Genomic DNA, 14,349 nt, shown 5'->3' with positions numbered 1-14,349 from the left:
AAAGCCCGATTCTCTTTTTAACAAGAGGCAACCGGACTTTTAACGAATTATGACGGAAAACACCGTCACGCCATCCGTCCCCGTCGCTGCAAGTCGTCCGCGCTGTCCGGCGAGAATGGCAGGGGCAGAGGGGCTCGAACCCCCGACCTGCGGTTTTGGAGACCGCCGCTCTACCAACTGAGCTATACCCCTATACGCCTGCCGCATCCGAAGCGAACCGCCCGTTACCGGCAAGGCATGGCGTCTTTACGGCGCGGGGGCCGACTTGGCAAGCCCGAAAAATGCATTTTTTACAACAAATCAGTGCTTATCCCGGTGAGAGGAGTACAGGCCCCTCATCCGGCCTGCCGGCCACCTTCTCCCCGCAAACGGGGCGAAGGACACAGGTCGCGCCGGCTTCCCCAACCAGGGAGCGTTCGCGGGCCACGTCCCCTCTCCCCGCCTGCGGGGAGAGGGTTAGGGTGAGGGGCAAATCCGCCCACTCATACGACACAAACAAAAAGCCCCGCGGTTTCCCGCGGGGCTCTCATCAGGTCTCAGACCCGAAGCTTACTCGACGATCGAGGCAACGATGCCGGCGCCGACGGTACGGCCGCCTTCGCGGATTGCGAAGCGCAGCTTTTCTTCCATCGCGATCGGAACGATCAGCTCGACTTCAACCGTGACGTTGTCGCCCGGCATGACCATTTCCGTGCCTTCCGGCAGCGAAACGATACCGGTCACGTCCGTCGTGCGGAAGTAGAACTGCGGACGGTAGTTCGTGAAGAACGGCGTATGACGGCCGCCTTCTTCCTTCGTCAGGATGTAGGCTTCTGCCATGAACTTCTTGTGCGGCTTGACCGAACCCGGCTTGCACAGGATCTGGCCACGCTCGACGCCGTCACGCGTGACGCCGCGCAGAAGCGCGCCGATGTTGTCGCCGGCCTGGCCCTGGTCGAGCAGCTTGCGGAACATTTCAACGCCCGTGCAGGTCGTCTTCGTCGTCGGGCGGATGCCGACGATTTCGATTTCTTCACCGACCTTGACGATACCGCGCTCGACGCGACCCGTCACAACCGTACCACGGCCCGAGATCGAGAACACGTCTTCGATCGGCATCAGGAACGGCTGGTCGATCGGACGCTCCGGCGTCGGGATATAGGCGTCGACCTGAGCCATCAGCTCGCGGATCGCGTCTTCACCGATCTTCTTGTCCGAATCTTCGAGAGCGGCCAGAGCCGAACCCTTGACGATCGGAATGTCGTCGCCCGGGAAGTCGTAGGACGACAGAAGTTCGCGAACTTCCAGTTCGACGAGCTCGAGAAGCTCGGCGTCGTCGACCTGGTCGACCTTGTTCAGGAACACCACGATCGCGGGAACGCCGACCTGGCGGGCGAGCAGGATGTGCTCGCGGGTCTGCGGCATCGGGCCGTCAGCGGCGGAGCAGACCAGGATCGCGCCGTCCATCTGGGCAGCACCGGTGATCATGTTCTTGACGTAGTCGGCGTGGCCGGGGCAGTCGACGTGCGCGTAGTGACGGTTCGGCGTCTCATACTCGACGTGCGCCGTCGAGATGGTGATGCCACGGGCCTTTTCTTCCGGTGCGGCGTCGATCTGGTCATACGCCTTGAACTCGCCGAAATACTTCGTGATCGCTGCCGTCAGCGACGTCTTGCCATGGTCAACGTGGCCGATCGTGCCGATGTTTACGTGAGGCTTGTTGCGCTCAAACTTACCTTTTGCCATGTTTTTATTCCTACTGAACGAAAGTTGGGCTAACCGGCCCGTCCGGTTTGGCAGGCGTTTAAGGCTTTCGCAACGAATGCGCAAGCGCTAAATGCACGGGAAAATCCGCCGGAAACGGGCTGGGGGAAGCCGGATAGCCCTTAGATCATGACGCGGAATCGCTTTTTCAAGGCAGGGCCTTAGGGGAGCTGCATGCGTTGACCACTCGAAGGGAAGCACGTTCGCTTCGCTCCCGCATTGCTCCTCAGCCCCAACCTGGGCGATGCCTTGCCTCTTACAGCGGGATTTCACCCAAACAATCCCGTTTCCCAAGCATCTCCGCGCCGCTCCTACGCCGAACGGATGCCGCCGCCACTCCCTTTGCTTGACTGCGTTCCCCCAGGACGCGTGCTCTAGATTCAGCGGCTCATTCTCAACCACCGGGAGGAGACGATGGCGATGATGTGGAGCGAGGCCATGGACCTTGCCTGGGCGAAGGGCAGGAATATTCAAGGCACGGACCGTGCGGACAAGCTGAACGGCGGCGACAATGACGACATTATCCGCGCCCTTGGCGGTGACGACGTCGTGAAAGGCCGAAAAGGAAACGACAGTATCGATGGCGGCAGCGGCGCGGATACCTTGCGTGGGGAGGCCGGCAACGACAGCATCAAGGGCGGCAAGGGCGAAGACAAGATCAAGGGCGACGCCGGAAACGACAAACTGGCCGGCGGTGCAGACGCGGACAAGGTCGAGGGCGGCGCAGGCAACGACACCGTCTCCGGCGACGCCGGGGACGACAAGCTCTTCGGCGACAGAGGAGCGGATACATTGTCGGGTGGAAGCGGAAAGGACGCCCTCAGAGGCGGCCAGGGCGACGATGCCCTTGCCGGTGGTACGGGTATCGACACCTTCGTGTTCGGCAAGGCGGAGGGCGACGACACGATCCGCGACTTCAAGGATGGGACCGACCTCATCGATCTGCGCGGGCAAACCTTCACCGCCACCGAAGACAAGAGCGGCTTCGCTGTGCTGAACCTTTCCGGCGGCGGCACTATCACGCTCCGCGGCACCGACATGACCGACGTGAGCGCCGACTGGTTTCTCTAGAAGCAGGGCACCTGAGAAAAAAGAAAAGCCACGACTTTAATTTGGAGGATCTCCGTGCGAATCCGCGTGTGTTCCACCTTGAAACGAGCATCCTCCCCGCCTCTCTGCCTCATCGCGCTTCTGCTTGTCGGGATAGCACCGATGCCGGCTTCCACGCAGGATTTCGATGCAAGCGGTCCAAGCGGTCCACGGACGGGTCACGACGATGACCAGCAGGAAATCGACCGGTTGCGCGCCATCATTCGCGAGCTCGAGACCGAAATTTCGAACCTGCGCGACGCGGCAGCGCAAGAGGGGGCAGCGGCCGGCAAAACCGATCTCATCGGCATGTGGCTGGGCAACGTCGCCTGCGGGCGGCGGCAGTTCACAATCACCTTCTCCGTCGACGAACAGTTCGGCCGGGTCGGCAAGGGGAAATGGGCCTATAGCGGTGCAGCGAGAGGAACCGACGAGGCTCAGATCAGCCCGATGGCGGCGGAGGATACTCCAAACACCTATGCCATCGTTACCGCGCGACCGGATACCTACGACTACGTGGTCAAAATCGACGGCAATACGATCACCGGGAAAGCCAACCGGCAGAACTGCCAGATCTATCTGGAACGCGGCTAGAGCGAATCGGCCTTGTCGGCCAACCAAAAGAGATGGCCTGCGCAAACCCGTAAAGTAATGGATTTTTTGGAGCGGGTAGCGGGAATCGAACCCGCGTATTCAGCTTGGAAGGCTGCTGCTCTACCATTGAGCTATACCCGCGGGGTCTTGATCCGTGCAACGGAATGGTGGAGGGAGTTGGATTTGAACCAACGTAGGCTGAGCCAACGGATTTACAGTCCGTCCCCTTTAACCACTCGGGCATCCCTCCATATTCCGTCGGGATCAAGCGACCAGTGTCGACCGGCGGGCAGTGCCTTGTGGGCGGCGCCTTCGATCTGGCGGCGTATATGACGGGCACAAATCGTCCTGTCAACACGAGGCCACGGAAAAAATTGCGAAAAACGTCATCGTCCCCAATCGGCGGTCGGCCGGCACGGTTCGCAAGCCGCCGGCACTCCGCCGGAAGCGGAGCATCCCGCCCATCGGCCGATGTTTTTCTGTTTTTCGCCCGTCCCTTGTGCAAAACCGCTGCACACTTCGCTGCGACTTGGTCTATAAGGCCGCATGAGCAAAGACGATACCGGCGGCAAATCCGCAAAAGACACCCACTATGCCAAATTGCGCCGGGCGCATCGCGACCAGCGGCGCGAGCGCGGCGAGATTCCGACACCCCGGGACGACCGTCGTCGCAAACCGGCGGAGGGCTGGAAGGCCCCGACGGCTTCACCCGACCAGGTCTACCTCTACGGCCTGCACACGGTGCGCGCCGCGCTGGACAATCCGGAACGGAAGATCATCAAGCTTTCGGTGAGCCAGAACGCCGCCCAGCGGCTGGAGCTGCCCGATATCTCCACCCTGCCCTATCCGGTCGAAACCGTGCTGCCGTCCGACCTCGACAAGGTGCTCGGCCCCGATGCGATCCATCAGGGCGTCATGCTGGAGACGCGCCCCCTGCCCGTCCGGCGGCTGGAAGCGCTGAAGGACAGTCCGCTGCTGCTAGTGCTCGACCAGGTGACGGACCCGCACAATGTCGGCGCCATCATGCGGTCGGCCGTCGCCTTCAATGCCGGCGCAGTGATCACGACGCAGCGCCACTCACCGACCGAATCGGGCGTGCTCGCCAAGACGGCCTCGGGCGCGCTGGAACTCATTCCCTATATCCAGATCACCAACCTCGCCGACGCGCTGGACGAGCTGCACAAGCTCGGTTTCCTGACGATCGGCCTCGATTCGGAAGGCCCGGAACCGCTGGAGGGCACGCTTTCGGGCGATCGCATCGCCCTCGTCATGGGCGCGGAGGGCAAGGGCCTGCGGCAGAAGACGCGCGCCACCTGCAAGGCGCTCGCCCGGCTCGATATGCCCGGCGCGATCAAGTCGCTCAACGTCTCGAACGCCGCGGCGATCGCGCTTTACGCCACGCAGCGGCACCTTCTGGGCTGAACCGGCCGCTGACAAACGAAAAGGCCCACCGGCTTTCACCGGCGGGCCTTTTGCGTTTCGGAGGGCAGCGCCTAGCTGGCAAGCTTCAGCACGCCGCGACCGTTGATGGTGCGCTCGGCTTCGGAAATCGCCTCGATCTTCGAATCGGGGCTGAGGTTCAGGCCTTCGGCACGCACCACCTCGACATCCGTGATGCCGAAGAAGCCGAGCACGACCTTCAGGTAGCTTTCCTGGTGGTCCATGGCGGCGGCCGGACCGGCGGAGTAGTGGCCGCCGCGGGTGGAGACGATGATGACCTTCTTGCCCTTGGCGAGGCCTTCCGGCCCCTCGGCCGTGTAGCGGAAGGTCTTACCGGCGACGGCAACGCGGTCGATCCAGGCCTTCAGCTGGCTGGGCAGGGAGAAGTTGTACATGGGCACGCCGAGAATGACCGTGTCGGCCGCGAGGAACTCGTCGAGCACGATCTTGCTTTCGGCAACGTCGGCGGCGATCTGTGCGTCGAGCTCTTCCGGCTTGGCATTGGCGGCCATCAGATGCGCACCGGACAGGTGCGGCAGCGGATTGGCGACGAGATCGCGGTAGGTGATGGTGGCGGCAGGCTGTTCGGCCTTGATCTGGGCGGCAACGGCGGCCGTCAGGCGGCGGGAGACGGAATGATCGCCGAGAATGCCGGAATCGATATGGAGGATATTCATGGATCAGCACCTTGGTTGCGGTTTGGGTGCGATACATATGTTCCGAAAACAATCACGCGATTAGACAGCAAAAATCCAATTGACTGTTTCACTGAGGAAACAATAATTCGCAAAACCGCCCGGAGACGCCCATGCAGGACCTGAACGATCTCGCGCTCTACGCCGCCGTGGTGCGCCACAAGGGCTTTACCGCCGCGGCAAACGCCCTGTCCGTACCCAAGTCCAAGATCAGCAAGCGCATCGCGGCGCTGGAGGAACAGCTCGGCGTGCGCCTCATCGAGCGCTCCACCCGCAAGCTCGCCATCACCGATATCGGCCAGTCCTTCTATGAGCGCTGCGAGGCCGTGCTCTCCGGCGTGGAGGCGGCCGAGGCCGTGATCGCAGTCGCCAAGGCGGAACCGGCGGGCACCGTGCGCCTGTCGATGCCGCCGGGTTTTGCCCCCATGGTGGCCGACGTGCTGCCGGGTTTCATGAAGCGCTATCCCGGCGTCCGCCTCTCCATCCTCACCACCGGCCGCGCGGTCGATCTCATCGAGGAGCGCATCGATATCGCCCTGCGCGTGCGCGACGGCTACGACACGGACCAGTCGCTGATCGTGCGCCGCTTTGCCGGCACGCGGCGCTATCTTGCTGCAAGCCCGCGCTTTCTGGAGCAGCACGGCCCGGTCGATCTCGAGACGATCGGCCGCGTACCCACGCTCTCCATGCAGGAAAACAGCCCGCGGGCGATCTGGACACTCTTTCACGAGAACGGCGAGGTACACGACGTCTCCCATTCCCCCGTGCTGCTCTGCTCGGATTTCAGCGTGCTGGAGCGGGCGACGATCGAAGGCATCGGCCTTGCCCTCTTGCCCGACATGATCGTCGAACGCGGCTTCCGCAGCGGCTTCCTGACACCGGTCCTGCCGGAATGGACCAGCGCGGAATCGACCGTGCACGCCGTTTTCACCTCGCGCCACGGCATGCTGCCGGCCGTGCGCGCCCTCATCGATCACCTCGCCGAAAACCTGCCCCGCTCGATGGTGCGCTGCCAGGAAATCATCCCCAGAACCGCCCTCGACAGCAACTGGTCGATCTGAAGCCGCCTTTTCCCTTTACAGCGGCGGAGAATATGCTAACTCCCTCGCTGAGTGCCCTTATAGCTCAGTTGGTAGAGCACCTGATTTGTAATCAGGGGGTCCCGGGTTCGAGTCCTGGTGGGGGCACCATTTTTCCAAAAGCGCAGACATGGCGAAAGAATAGCGTTTTCTTGCGCTAACCGGACCGGTTGGTTGCTCGTCGTTCAACGCAGCCCTCAAATTCTCCGCGCCCTTTTGCGACTTTCCGCATGTCGTTCTCGCAGCCTGCCCTCCGCTTTTGTGATTCCAGCGGCGCACGCCTCGCTCCGCCACCTTCCACATTGCCGTCCAGCATGGACTGGCCTATAGGCGATTGATCGACGGGCGCCTCGGGGGCCCGCATTCCCGTTTTGCGGCGGCGGCCGGCATCGGCTGCCCTGCGAGACCGATGGTGGAGGAACGAAGGTGGTGGAAGACAAGGGACCGATTTCGAAGGTGGTGGTCGAAAAGCGGATCGACGGGAAGTACTTCTACGCCCTCACCTTTCGCGGCGTCACCTATCCGGTGAAGGGGCCGTTCGGCAATCCGATGGAAGCGGCGGCCAACGGGCAGGCCGTGCTGAAAAAGCTGGAAGAGCGGGCGGGAGCGGCGAAGGCCTGAGCGCTTCCGCCCTCACGACGTTCTGTCATATTTTTCAGATGCGCGTGCCGTAAAGGCATGCGACAAAGACCGGCCCTGTGTGCAGCACACAGCAGGGCTTGCTTCGAGGATGCGGATCGGTGGCATGGCGCGTAATTTCAATTCCCTCTCCTTCGTCGCCTCGCAGGCAGCCGAAGCGCAGGACGCGCGCAACGAACTGATTTCGATCTACGGCAATGCCGATCCGGAAGAGGCCGACGTCATCGTCGCGCTCGGCGGTGACGGTTTCATGCTGCAGACGCTGCACACCACGATGAATTCGGGCAAGCGCGTCTACGGCATGAACCGCGGCTCCATCGGCTTCCTGATGAACCGCTACGATCCGGCGGACCTGCCCGATCGTGTCGAGGGCGCGGTAGAGAACGCTTTCCGGCCGCTGGAAATGGTCACCAGCGACGCGAGCGGCCAGGAGCGCCGGGCGCTTGCCATCAACGAGGTCTATCTCTTTCGCCAATCCTACCAGGCGGCGAAGCTGAGGGTCAGCATCGACGGGCGCGTGCGGCTGGAGGAACTGATTTGCGACGGGCTCCTGCTTGCCACGCCTGCCGGCTCGACGGCCTACAACCTCTCCGCCCATGGGCCGATCCTGCCGCTGGAGGCACCGCTGCTGGCGCTGACACCGGTCAGCGCCTTCCGGCCACGGCGCTGGCGCGGTGCGCTACTGCCGAACAAGGTGAAAGTGGAGATCGAGGTCCTGGAAGCGGAGAAGCGTCCGGTCAACGCGGTCGCCGACAATACCGAGGTCAAATCCGTCACGTCGGTGCGCATCGCCGAATCGGTCGGGCTTTCGGCCCGCATCCTCTCCGATCCCGATCATTCCTGGTCCGACCGGATTCTTGCCGAACAGTTCGACTACTGACAAGGTTCACCAGACCAGGGACAGGAGTTTCGCCATGACGCGGCACGCACTTGCCACCGCCCTCGCCTTGCTTCTCCTCGCCGGATCCCCTGCCCTTGCCCAGGAACCACCGGTGGCGGAAACCATCACCTTTGTCGTCAGCACCGGTTTCTGGGAAGAGCAGGCGGAGGATGGCGCGGAGGATGCGGCCGCGGCAAAGCCTGAGACGGCCGAAGCGAAGGCGCCTGCCGCCCTGCGCCGCGGCTATTACAAGCTGATCGCAGTGCGCCAGCCGGATGGCACGGCACAGGTCCATCTCCAGCAGATCGAGGCGACCGCCAACGGCCCGAAGATCGCCTCCTCCACCGTGCTGGAGGAGTTCTCGGCGATGAAACCCTATGTGACCGACATCCGGCCGGAAAACTCGTCGGGCATCACCACGCAGCCGGGGCTGTTCGCAACCGTCTATCTGAAGACCGATCCGAAGGCGGCGGAACCCGAGAGCTGGACGGTCCTGATCGACGATCTCGGCGAGATCAAGATCGAGCGTGCGACCAATTGAGAACGGGTGCCCTGTCCCCTCTCCTCGACATCCTCGAGCTTGCGCCGAGTGCGACGAGGAGAGGTTGTGGGTAGATGAACGAAAAACGGGCGCCGCGGCGCCCGTTTCCATTTCGTCTTTGAATGAGAATTAGTTCAAGTCATCCACCACCGAATCGGCGCCACCGTTCACGCGGTGGGCGAGTGCGGCTTCCATGAATTCGTTGAGCTCGCCGTCGAGCACGTCCGAGGGAGCGGTGCTTTCAACGCCGGTGCGCAGGTCCTTGACCAGCTGGTAAGGCTGGAGGACGTAGGAGCGGATCTGATGGCCCCAGCCGATATCCGACTTGGATGCGGCTTCGGCGTTGGCTGCTTCCTCACGCTTCTTCAGCTCCGCCTCGTAGAGACGGGCGCGCAGCATGTCCCATGCCTTGGCACGGTTCTTGTGCTGCGAGCGTTCCTGCTGGCAGGCAACCACGATGCCGGTCGGGATGTGCGTGATGCGCACCGCCGAATCCGTCGTGTTAACGTGCTGGCCGCCAGCGCCCGACGAGCGGTAGGTATCGATGCGGCAATCACTCTCGTTGATGTCGATGGTGATCGAATCGTCGATCACCGGATAGACCCAGATGGACGAGAACGAGGTGTGGCGGCGCGCGTTGCTGTCATAGGGCGAGATACGGACCAGGCGGTGCACGCCCGATTCGGTCTTCAGCCAGCCATAGGCATTGTGGCCCTTGACGAGCATCGTCGCGGACTTGATGCCCGCTTCTTCGCCGTCATGGACTTCCAGGAGTTCCACCTTGTAGCCCGAGCGCTCGGCCCAGCGGGTGTACATGCGCAGAAGCATGTTGGCCCAGTCCTGGCTTTCCGTACCGCCGGCGCCGGAGTGTACTTCGAGATAGGTATCGTTGCCGTCGGCTTCGCCTGACAGCATCGCCTCGACCTGCTTGCGCGTGGCCTCGGTGCGGACAGCCTTCAGGGCGTCCTCAGCTTCCTTGACGATCGCAGCATCGCCCTCTTCCTCACCAAGCTCGATGAGTTCGATATTGTCCTTGAGCTGCTGCTCGATGGCCTTGACGCCATTGATACCCTCGTCCAGCTGCTGGCGCTCGCGCATCAGCTTCTGGGCTTCCTGGGCATCGTTCCAGAGGTTCGGGTCCTCTGCCTTGTTGTTCAACCAGTCCAGTCGTCTTACCGCCTGATCCCAGTCAAAGATGCCTCCTCAGCAGGCTTATGGCCTGCTTGATTTCGTCGACGACGTTCTCGATTTCCGCGCGCATAACCGCCTTCTTCTTCAATGCTATTTCGGTGGCCGTGAAATAGAGAGGGCGGGCGCGGATGTAAAGCCCCGCGCCCGCCCTCGCTCGCTCTCATCCCGTGATCAGAACAGGCCGCCGCTGCCGCCCGTCACCGCCTGATTGGCCTGCGGCGAACTTTTGAGGATTTCCTCGGGGCTGGCAAATTCCTCGCCGCCGATGACCGAGAAGACATCTGCAGGGCCGGTGCCGGGCTTGAAGGCTTCCATAATGGTGTCGGGCTCGCCCTCGGAGGCCTGCATGCCTGTCTTGCGGTTGACGGCGATGAACTGCATGCCCTCCGGCACGATGAACTTGGTCGGGCGCGTACCTTCGAGCGCCGCCTGCATGAATTCGTTGAAGATCGGCGCAGAAAGCGAGCCACCGGTCGCACCGCGGCCAAGCGGGGCCGGGTTGTCGAAGCCGATATAGAGGCCGGCGACGAGATCCGGCGTGTAGCCGACGAACCAGGCGTCCTTCTCGTCGTTGGTCGTGCCGGTCTTGCCGGCGGTCGGGCGGTCAAGCTTGATCTTGCCGGCCGCGGTGCCGCGCGTCACGACGCCTTCCATCATCGAGGTGATCTGGTAGGCCGTCATCGGATCCAGCACCTGCTCGCGGTTGTCGACGAGAACAGGCTCCTCCTGGTTTTCCCAGTCGGTCGCATTGCAGTTCTCGCAGGTACGCTCCTCGTGGCGGAAGATCGTCTTGCCGTAACGGTCCTGAATGCGGTCGATCAGCGACGGCTTGATCTGCTTGCCGCCGTTGGCAAGCACCGAATAGGCCGAGACCATGCGCAGCACGGTCGTCTCGCCCGAGCCGAGCGACATGGAGAGCACCGGATACATCTTGTCGTAGATGCCGAAGCGCTCGGCATATTCGGCGACGAGGTTCATGCCCATGTCGTTGGCAAGGCGCACGGTCATCAGGTTGCGCGAGCGCTCGATGCCGAGGCGCAGCGTCGACGGGCCGGCCGCTCCGCCACCGTAGTTCTGCGGACGCCAGACCTGGCCACCGGCAACGATCTCGATCGGCGCGTCCATGATGACGGAGGCCGGCGTATAGCCGTTGTCGAGCGCGGCGGCGTAGACGAAGGGCTTGAAGGACGAGCCCGGCTGGCGCATGGCCTGCGAGGCGCGGTTGAATTCCGACTGGCCGTAGGAGAAGCCGCCGACCATGGCGAGCACGCGCCCGGTATGCGGGTCCATGGCGACGAGGCCGCCCTGCACCTTCGGCGGCTGGCGAAGACGGTAGGTGCCGCCCTCAAGCGGTTCGACATAGACGACATCGCCGACGGTGAAGACACCGGCCGGCGACTTTGCCGTCTTACGGTCGCCCTTGGCCGAACGATAGGCCCAGGTCATGGCCTTCGCCTCGATACGGCCGGTCACGCGCTCCTCGACGACCTTGCCGGAGGCCTCCTTGCTCGGCTGCAGGCCGATATCGGCGCCGCCGTCATCGACGGCGAGCACGACGGCGAGCTTCCATTCCGGCACGTCCGAGAGCGCTTCGACCTTGGCCAGCTCCACGCCCCAGTCGCCGCCGATCTCGATGGTCTTGATGGGCCCGTGGAACCCTCGACGCTCGTCATAGCTCAGCAGGCCCTTCTGCAAGGACTTGCGGGCGGCGACCTGGATGCGCGGATCGAGCGAGGTGCGCACGGAAAGGCCGCCTTCGTAAAGCGCATTGTCGCCGTAACGTTCGATGATCTGCCGGCGAACCTCTTCGGAGAAGAATTCCGAGGCAAAGAGATAGGAGCCGCGATGGCGCGGCGTCACGCCGAGCGGCTGGGCCTTTGCCTCTGCGCCGTCGCTCTGGGTGACGTAGCCGTTCTCGACCATGCGGTCGATGACCCAGTTGCGGCGCTCGATGGCGGCCTCGGCACGGCGGAAGGGATGGTAGTTCGACGGTCCCTTCGGCAGGGCGGCGAGATAGGCGGTCTCGGCAATCGTCAGCTCGGTGACGGATTTGTCGAAATAGGTCAGCGCCGCACCGGCGATGCCGTAGGAATTCAGGCCGAAGAAGATTTCGTTGAGGTACAGTTCGAGAATGCGGTCCTTGGAATAGGCCTGCTCGATGCGGAAGGAGAGGATCGCTTCCTTGACCTTGCGGTCGATGGTCTGGTCCGAGGAGAGCAGGAAGTTCTTCGCCACCTGCTGGGTGATGGTCGACGCGCCGACCGGGCGGCGGCCGGAGCCCATGTTCTGGACGTTGACCACGATGGCGCGGAAAAGGCCGGTCACGTCGACACCGGGATGCTGGTAGAAGTTCTTGTCTTCGGCCGAAAGGAACGCGGCCTTCACGCGGTCGGGAATCGCCTGGATCGGCAGGTAGAGGCGGCGCTCGCGGGCATATTCGGCCATCAGCGCGCCGTTGCCGGCATGCACGCGCGTCGTCACCGGCGGCGCATAGCTGTTCAAGACCTCATAATCGGGAAGATCCTTGGTGACACTTCCGAGATAGAGCGCAACCGCGCCCGCCACGCCGAGGAAAAAGACGGCGCCAATCCCGAAGAAATATCCAATCAGTCTGATCATGAGCCAGTTACCGATGCCTTATGCTTGTCATGTCATCAGGCAGACCTGCTGCCCGGCCTTGCACGCCCCGGCTCATCCGGCCGCTGCGCTCTCCCGTCGAGGACGAGTCATCCATTTTCTCGATCCCGTCTAGCGAGCGGAATGTGAGGAAAATAGGGCTTACAGCATGCATCCCGGCTTCGCCACCGCACAATGGCGACTGCTGTCACTTTTCCGGCACAGGCGAGCCTAGCACGTTCCGCGTCCGCGCGCCGAGAAACCTCAGCCGCCGTTGGCGACGACCGTCGAGCGATACTGCTCCACCGCCTTGGCGACGAGGCCCGCGACCTTCTTCTGCCATGCGGGATCGACCAGCAGCTTCTCGTCGTCCTTGTTCGACATGAAGCCGAGTTCGAGCAGGATCGAGGGCACGTCCGGCGCGGTCAGCACGCGGAAGCCGGCATGGCGGTGCGGATTGTTGATCAGCAGCACCTGATCCTTGAAATTGCTGACGATGCTCTGGGCGAGATTGATCGAGAAGGCCTGCGTCTCGCGGCGCGTCAGGTCCAAAAGGATATCGGCAACTTCCGCCGGCTCGTCGACGAAGGAGATGCCGGCGATCTGGTCGGACAGGTTTTCACGCTCGGCAAGGCTCGCGGCCAGACTGTCGGAGGCCTTGTCGGAGATGGTGTAGACCGTCGCGCCGCGAATATCCTTCTGCTTCAGCGTGTCGGCATGGATCGAGATCAGCAGGTTCGCTCCCTCGTTGCGGGCAAGCTGCACGCGCTGCGACAGGGAGAGGAACTCGTCCTTGTCGCGCGTCAGGATGGCGCGCGTGCCGGGCAGCGCGTTCAGCGCCTCGGTCAACTGGCGGGCGAAGGCGAGCGTGACGTGCTTTTCCTCGGTCTTGGTGACGCCGCCGCGTGCGCCGTTGTCGATGCCGCCATGCCCGGCATCGACCGCGATGACAAAGGGGCCGTCCGCCCGGCTGCCGGGCAGCATGACGGGCGTCTGCTCGGCGCTGGCCGGAGCGGCAGCTTCCTGCCAGCTCTGCTTTTCCATGAGCGCCTGGAAGGCCTGGTCGGTGACGATCGCCGTGTCGATGACCAGCCGGTAGCTCGCCGCCCCCTGCTCTTCCTGCACCTCGGCCAGCACGACGCCGACGGGACGCGATGCCGTCAGGACGATGCGCGAACGGCCGGCGGCCATCGTGCCGTAGCGGATGTCGGAAAAGATGCCGCGCGCTTCCAGCTCCTCCGCCTTGAGGCCGAAAGCGGTCTCCGGCAGGTCGATCAGCACGCGATAGGGATTGGCGACGTAATGGACCTTGAAATCCGGCTTGCGGTCGAAATCGATGATGAGACGGGTGCGCGCGTCGTCACCGGCGATCCGCGCGGAAAAGGCGAGCAGCGGTGCAGCCGTGGCGGAAACGGCAAGGGCGGGCGTGACGAGCGACAGGCTGAGCACGGCGACGATCGCACCGGCGGCAACGCGGAAAAAGGTTTCGGTCAGAAGGCGTAGCATCACCACTGGCAGTCCGTTCAAACGCGTGGAAACCGCGCGATGCGGCACAGGACGAGGTCCATAGATGCCCCCATATGGTTAACCAAAGCTTGCCAAGGGGCGTTGCCGCAGCACTTGCGCAGCCATAGGGGCAAATCGATCAAGATTATGACGCTTTTGGCTTTTCCCTTGCCATTGTGACATATCCGCCATAAAAGCAAAATCAGGGAAAAAGAATAGACGGGATAGAATCGCTTAGAGCAGGCAGCCACTCCTTCGGGGCTTGGCGCCGAACCGGGCCTTCATCCGCCGTCGCACCGCTTTTTCCCGGCCGATAAGATCGCGTAAACCGGCGGT

At 63.0% G+C, this 14,349-nt stretch carries 12 protein-coding genes and 4 tRNA genes; 8 read left to right on the top strand and 8 right to left on the bottom strand.

The genetic code is table 11. From position 1 onward, the window contains the following. Positions 1 to 116: 116 nt before the first annotated feature. Positions 117 to 192: transfer RNA gene (locus K0P03_RS06815), tRNA-Trp, on the bottom strand. A 357-nt stretch (positions 193 to 549) separates the two neighbouring features. Further along, positions 550 to 1,725 carry an elongation factor Tu gene (gene tuf, locus K0P03_RS06810; protein ID WP_024270433.1) on the bottom strand — a complete coding sequence of 392 codons (1,176 nt, stop codon included), beginning with the start codon at positions 1,723 to 1,725 and terminating at the stop codon, positions 550 to 552. A gap of 432 nt (positions 1,726 to 2,157) precedes the next feature. Here tuf and K0P03_RS06805 point away from each other — a divergent pair, with 432 nt between their 5' ends. Continuing rightward, a complete protein-coding gene (locus tag K0P03_RS06805; RefSeq protein ID WP_050743076.1) occupies positions 2,158 to 2,814 on the top strand; it encodes a calcium-binding protein in 657 nt (218 codons plus the stop codon). A 141-nt stretch (positions 2,815 to 2,955) separates the two neighbouring features. Further along, a complete protein-coding gene (locus K0P03_RS06800) occupies positions 2,956 to 3,426 on the top strand; it encodes a hypothetical protein (protein ID WP_272789198.1) in 471 nt (156 codons plus the stop codon). A 67-nt stretch (positions 3,427 to 3,493) separates the two neighbouring features. On the opposite strand, the gene K0P03_RS06795 is transcribed toward K0P03_RS06800, so the two are convergent. Together K0P03_RS06795 and K0P03_RS06790 are read right to left on the bottom strand one after the other, a co-directional pair. Continuing rightward, positions 3,494 to 3,567: transfer RNA gene (locus K0P03_RS06795), tRNA-Gly, on the bottom strand. A 24-nt stretch (positions 3,568 to 3,591) separates the two neighbouring features. After that, a tRNA-Tyr gene (locus K0P03_RS06790) sits at positions 3,592 to 3,676 on the bottom strand. 296 nt (positions 3,677 to 3,972) lie between these two features. Between K0P03_RS06790 and rlmB the strand changes: the two genes are divergently transcribed. After that, the gene (gene rlmB, locus K0P03_RS06785; protein ID WP_272789197.1) at positions 3,973 to 4,848 is read left to right on the top strand and encodes a 23S rRNA (guanosine(2251)-2'-O)-methyltransferase RlmB; all 876 of its coding nucleotides are present in this window, start codon (positions 3,973 to 3,975) and stop codon (positions 4,846 to 4,848) included. A 71-nt stretch (positions 4,849 to 4,919) separates the two neighbouring features. Here the strand turns inward: rlmB and K0P03_RS06780 are convergent, their stop codons facing one another. Next, positions 4,920 to 5,543 carry an FMN-dependent NADH-azoreductase gene (locus K0P03_RS06780; protein ID WP_023514324.1) on the bottom strand — a complete coding sequence of 208 codons (624 nt, stop codon included), beginning with the start codon at positions 5,541 to 5,543 and terminating at the stop codon, positions 4,920 to 4,922. A 131-nt stretch (positions 5,544 to 5,674) separates the two neighbouring features. Between K0P03_RS06780 and K0P03_RS06775 the strand changes: the two genes are divergently transcribed. From K0P03_RS06775 to K0P03_RS06755, 5 genes are all read left to right on the top strand, one after another. Beyond that, the gene (locus K0P03_RS06775; protein ID WP_023514325.1) at positions 5,675 to 6,622 is read left to right on the top strand and encodes a LysR family transcriptional regulator; all 948 of its coding nucleotides are present in this window, start codon (positions 5,675 to 5,677) and stop codon (positions 6,620 to 6,622) included. Positions 6,623 to 6,675: 53 nt separating this feature from the next. Beyond that, positions 6,676 to 6,751, top strand: a tRNA-Thr gene (locus K0P03_RS06770). A gap of 315 nt (positions 6,752 to 7,066) precedes the next feature. After that, positions 7,067 to 7,261, top strand: coding sequence for a hypothetical protein (locus tag K0P03_RS06765; protein WP_272789196.1), 195 nt, complete (start codon positions 7,067 to 7,069; stop codon positions 7,259 to 7,261). A 124-nt stretch (positions 7,262 to 7,385) separates the two neighbouring features. Beyond that, positions 7,386 to 8,159, top strand: coding sequence for an NAD kinase (locus K0P03_RS06760; RefSeq protein WP_272789195.1), 774 nt, complete (start codon positions 7,386 to 7,388; stop codon positions 8,157 to 8,159). A 34-nt stretch (positions 8,160 to 8,193) separates the two neighbouring features. Then, positions 8,194 to 8,700: a hypothetical protein gene (locus K0P03_RS06755; protein WP_272789194.1), complete on the top strand. Its 507-nt coding sequence runs from the start codon at positions 8,194 to 8,196 to the stop codon at positions 8,698 to 8,700. A 129-nt stretch (positions 8,701 to 8,829) separates the two neighbouring features. Here the strand turns inward: K0P03_RS06755 and prfB are convergent. The 3 genes from prfB to K0P03_RS06740 all read right to left on the bottom strand — a co-directional run bounded on the left by prfB (position 8,830) and on the right by K0P03_RS06740 (position 14,013). Then, positions 8,830 to 9,961 (bottom strand): peptide chain release factor 2 gene (gene prfB / locus K0P03_RS06750; RefSeq protein ID WP_165909300.1). Its coding sequence is split into 2 segments (ribosomal slippage): positions 8,830 to 9,891 and positions 9,893 to 9,961, totalling 1,131 coding nucleotides; the frame shifts between segments, so codons are not numbered across the junction. Between the two features lie 101 nt (positions 9,962 to 10,062). Continuing rightward, positions 10,063 to 12,510 carry a penicillin-binding protein 1A gene (locus K0P03_RS06745; protein WP_050743073.1) on the bottom strand — a complete coding sequence of 816 codons (2,448 nt, stop codon included), beginning with the start codon at positions 12,508 to 12,510 and terminating at the stop codon, positions 10,063 to 10,065. A gap of 261 nt (positions 12,511 to 12,771) precedes the next feature. After that, positions 12,772 to 14,013, bottom strand: a complete 1,242-nt coding sequence (locus tag K0P03_RS06740; RefSeq protein WP_023514331.1) for an N-acetylmuramoyl-L-alanine amidase — start codon at positions 14,011 to 14,013, stop codon at positions 12,772 to 12,774. Between the last annotated feature and the right edge of the window lie 336 nt (positions 14,014 to 14,349).

It is taken from the genome of Shinella sp. HY16 (assembly GCF_028534175.1).
Classification (GTDB): Bacteria; Pseudomonadota; Alphaproteobacteria; order Rhizobiales; family Rhizobiaceae; genus Shinella.
This window is presented reverse-complemented; position numbering and strand designations above follow the sequence as displayed.

Excerpts from the sequence above, each read along its gene's own strand:
- tuf (WP_024270433.1), bottom strand. The coding sequence starts at position 1,725 with ATGGCAAAAGGTAAGTTTGAGCGCAACAAGCCTCACGTAAACATCGGC.
- K0P03_RS06805 (WP_050743076.1), top strand. The coding sequence starts at position 2,158 with ATGGCGATGATGTGGAGCGAGGCCATGGACCTTGCCTGGGCGAAGGGC.
- K0P03_RS06800 (WP_272789198.1), top strand. The coding sequence starts at position 2,956 with ATGCCGGCTTCCACGCAGGATTTCGATGCAAGCGGTCCAAGCGGTCCA.
- rlmB (WP_272789197.1), top strand. The coding sequence starts at position 3,973 with ATGAGCAAAGACGATACCGGCGGCAAATCCGCAAAAGACACCCACTAT.
- K0P03_RS06780 (WP_023514324.1), bottom strand. The coding sequence starts at position 5,543 with ATGAATATCCTCCATATCGATTCCGGCATTCTCGGCGATCATTCCGTC.
- K0P03_RS06775 (WP_023514325.1), top strand. The coding sequence starts at position 5,675 with ATGCAGGACCTGAACGATCTCGCGCTCTACGCCGCCGTGGTGCGCCAC.
- K0P03_RS06760 (WP_272789195.1), top strand. The coding sequence starts at position 7,386 with ATGGCGCGTAATTTCAATTCCCTCTCCTTCGTCGCCTCGCAGGCAGCC.
- K0P03_RS06755 (WP_272789194.1), top strand. The coding sequence starts at position 8,194 with ATGACGCGGCACGCACTTGCCACCGCCCTCGCCTTGCTTCTCCTCGCC.
- K0P03_RS06745 (WP_050743073.1), bottom strand. The coding sequence starts at position 12,510 with ATGATCAGACTGATTGGATATTTCTTCGGGATTGGCGCCGTCTTTTTC.
- K0P03_RS06740 (WP_023514331.1), bottom strand. The coding sequence starts at position 14,013 with ATGCTACGCCTTCTGACCGAAACCTTTTTCCGCGTTGCCGCCGGTGCG.